Here is a 3104-nt window from a genome sequence, read left to right as displayed (position 1 = left end):
GTCTTTGGCTAGCTGCTCGACGGCGTGCTTTTGGCTTTGTAAAATTAAATCAATTTGATCGGGGATTTGGCGCAATTGCGTGAGGATTTGATGCAGTCGATCGCTCGATAGAGTTTGACGGCAGTATGCTACATCAAGCGCCCAACAGTAGAACGCTATCAACTGAGCGACAAAGGTTTTGGTGGCAGCGATCGCTACTTCACTTCCTGCCAAAGTATGAATTGTACGATCTACCAGCTTTTCTAAGGAACTTCCCGCCTGATTGGTAATTCCTAAAAATCGAGTTTCACCAGAACAATGCTGTTTTTCTATTTCTAAGGCAGCGAGAGTATCTGCGGTTTCTCCAGATTGGGTAACGCCAACAATGAGAGTATTCGGAGTTGCAGGCGATGGTGCATCCCGAAATTCTGAGGCATAGTGTACGCTTGTTGGCACTTTAGCCACTTGCTCTAATAGATATTTACCTACCAAGCTGGCATGAAGACTACTGCCACAAGCAAGAATTTTAATCTGGTCTATACCATCGTAAAAGTTGGATGATAAACCTAAGTTTAGAGGTTGTTGAGTCAATTCAAGCCGTGGCTGTTGATCGTTGAAACGAATTTCTGAGAAAGCCTCTAAACAAGTTCGGACAACTTCTGATTGCTCATGGATTTCCTTGAGCATGAAGTGGGAAAATACCTTTTCTTTAGGAGAATTCACGCTGCACTAGAAATGTTAATTGGATTGGCTGCTGCCGATAGGAGCTAGAGCCTCCTATCAGCAGTATTCCCGGACTTAGTTGGGGAAGAAGGAAAAATAACCTACCCTTAAAAGGAAATTGCTCCCTCTTCTAGGTTCCTATGCCCTACTACGAGCAGTTTAGCGATGGGGAAATAACTTCGGCTCTGTCGCTGAATTTGTAGCTGCCTGGTTAGAAGTAGGTGGTGAAGCCGATGAAGTTGAGCGCAACTCTTGATAGAAACCAAGAACTTTTTCTGTATAAGGGCCGGTTTCGTTGCTGTTATAGCGGGTCGGATCGCCCGTCATCCACCAGGAAGCCGCCCGTTGTACCGCTACCACCTCATTGTTGCCACTCGCCTGAAACTCGTCCCGCAACACGTCGCGCATGACACACACCAGAATGCTTCGTGCGGTTACGGGACTGTTTTCAAATTGCGCTGGTGTTAGTTCCCGATTGATACATTGTTGTGACCAGCCGGGTATATTGTCTGGTTTAACTTGCCACTCGCTGTACAGTCCATCATCAGCGGTGCCAGTTTGCGGTGCTGCCCGTCGTAACGCTTCCACCAGTGCCCCTACATGGGTATCAGAAATCTTTGCTGAATTGGTAGCCGCCGCCGTTGTGACAGGGGGTTTTGCGGGTGGCTGGTTTGAGGTGGGTGATGGTGATGGCGTGGGAGTTGGAGTTGGTTTAGCCGCTGGTTGGGTAGCAGGTTTGGGTGGGGTTGAGGCAGGCGGTACTGTGGATGAAGTTGAGCGCGACTGCTGGTAAAAACCAGAAACTTTTTGGATGTAGGAAGCGATGTCTTTACTGTTATAGCGGGTGGGATCGCCTGTCATCCACCAAGCAGCCGCCCGTTGTACCGCTACGGATTCATTGTTACCCGCCGCTTGATACTGTTGGCGAAGAATATTGCCCATGATGCACTCTACAACTTTCCGTGCGGTGGCGGGATTTGCTTCAAATTCCGCTGTGCTTAGGGCACGTCCGGTGCATTGTTTTGACCAGGGGGAAATGTTGTTTAGTTTGATTTGCCAGTCGCTGTAGAGTCCATCGTCCTGTTTTCCGGTTTGGGGTGCTGCCTTCCTGAGCGCTTCTGCGAATGCCGCTACTTTAGCATCTGTTATCTGTGCTTGAGCGGGCAGTGCTGACAGCCCAACGCTGAGGATTGCTCCCCACAGTAACCACTGTAATCGCATGGCTTGCGTCCTACGAACTTAAAACTCTTTTTTATCCTAAGTGCTATTCAATGATGCGCGATCGCTCTTAGCAATGAGAATGCGATCGCGACTCTTGCTTCAAAATTAGCGGATATCTTGGGATAATCCGTGGCTGTCGAAAAATCCTCAACCAGTATGAGCAAACGACGCAAATTTCCCTGGAAGCGATCGCTCAGTGCCATTGCCCTTAGTCTGGTGCTGTTGTCTCTGGGACTCTATAGTGTCTTCTATGGCGTTTCGTGTCTAAGACGTCCACCCCGCACCGACGTTCAGCAACCGCTATTTCAAGGTATCGTTTATCGGCGCATTCCCCGCTCAACACCGCGCCCCCTAACGATCCACGTTGTCACTATCGACCTAAAAGCGCCAGGAATTGGGGTGTTAGTAACGCCAGGAAAACCCACCCAAGGAAAAGAAACCGTAGCACAAACGACCAGTGACTTTTTGCGGGAATTTAACTTGCAATTGGCAATCAATGGTAGCTTTTTTTACCCATTCCAAGAGCAATGGCTGTTATATTATCCCCACAGTGGCGAACCCGTGAACGTATTGGGGCAGGCGATTTCTAACGGCGTCACCTACTCTGCGTTTGAGCGAGGCTGGCCTGTTTTGTGTTTTTCTCAGGATAATCGTGCCCAAATCAGCAAGGCGAGTTGTCCTGCGGATACGGCTCAAGCTTTGGCAGGCGGCGAAATCATCATCGAACGCGGCAACTTAGTGGTGATGAAAGATAACCGCGATCAAAAAAAGTTATTTCCGCGCACAGTGGTTGCGACTGATGAAAGCGGCGAGAAATTGTGGTTAATTCTGGTTGATGGTCGCCAGCGTTTCTATAGTGAGGGTGTCAGTATAATTGAGCTGCAAAATATTCTTGCCGAGTTGGGTGTTTATCGGGCGCTGAACTTGGATGGCGGCGGTTCGACAACGCTGGTGGTAGCGCGTCGTGGAGAGAAGCCTAGCGAAGTGTTAGCAGCATCGCTCAATTCACCGATTCATACTCGAATCCCCATGCGACAGCGCCCAGTGGCGAACCATCTGGGCTTTTATGCGCGACCGATAAGAATTAAAAATTAAAAATAAACAATCTTATTTTTTAATTTTTAATTTTGCATTTTTTAATTTACCTGCACAATCATCCCTTCACGGGCAAGGAACGAACC

Annotated in this window: 3 protein-coding genes; 1 reads left to right on the top strand and 2 read right to left on the bottom strand. The window is 48.5% G+C overall.

Annotation, left to right across the window (positions count from 1 at the left end; all coding sequences use genetic code 11):
* Together H6F50_RS02675 and H6F50_RS26340 are read right to left on the bottom strand one after the other, a co-directional pair.
* The coding region (locus H6F50_RS02675; RefSeq protein ID WP_347277132.1) for an SIS domain-containing protein at positions 1–702 on the bottom strand (702 nt) is incomplete at its 3' end.
* A gap of 159 nt (positions 703–861) precedes the next feature.
* Positions 862–1923, bottom strand: coding sequence for a hypothetical protein (locus H6F50_RS26340; protein WP_199291950.1), 1062 nt, complete (start codon positions 1921–1923; stop codon positions 862–864).
* A 156-nt stretch (positions 1924–2079) separates the two neighbouring features.
* Here H6F50_RS26340 and H6F50_RS02665 point away from each other — a divergent pair, with 156 nt between their 5' ends.
* Positions 2080–3018, top strand: coding sequence for a phosphodiester glycosidase family protein (locus tag H6F50_RS02665; RefSeq protein WP_190426052.1), 939 nt, complete (start codon positions 2080–2082; stop codon positions 3016–3018).
* Positions 3019–3104: the final 86 nt, after the last annotated feature.

It is taken from the genome of Coleofasciculus sp. FACHB-712, from assembly GCF_014695635.1.
Lineage (GTDB): Bacteria > Cyanobacteriota > Cyanobacteriia > Cyanobacteriales > FACHB-T130 > FACHB-T130.
This window is presented reverse-complemented; position numbering and strand designations above follow the sequence as displayed.

Excerpts from the sequence above, each read along its gene's own strand:
- H6F50_RS02665 (WP_190426052.1), top strand. The coding sequence starts at position 2,080 with ATGAGCAAACGACGCAAATTTCCCTGGAAGCGATCGCTCAGTGCCATT.
- H6F50_RS26340 (WP_199291950.1), bottom strand. The coding sequence starts at position 1,923 with ATGCGATTACAGTGGTTACTGTGGGGAGCAATCCTCAGCGTTGGGCTG.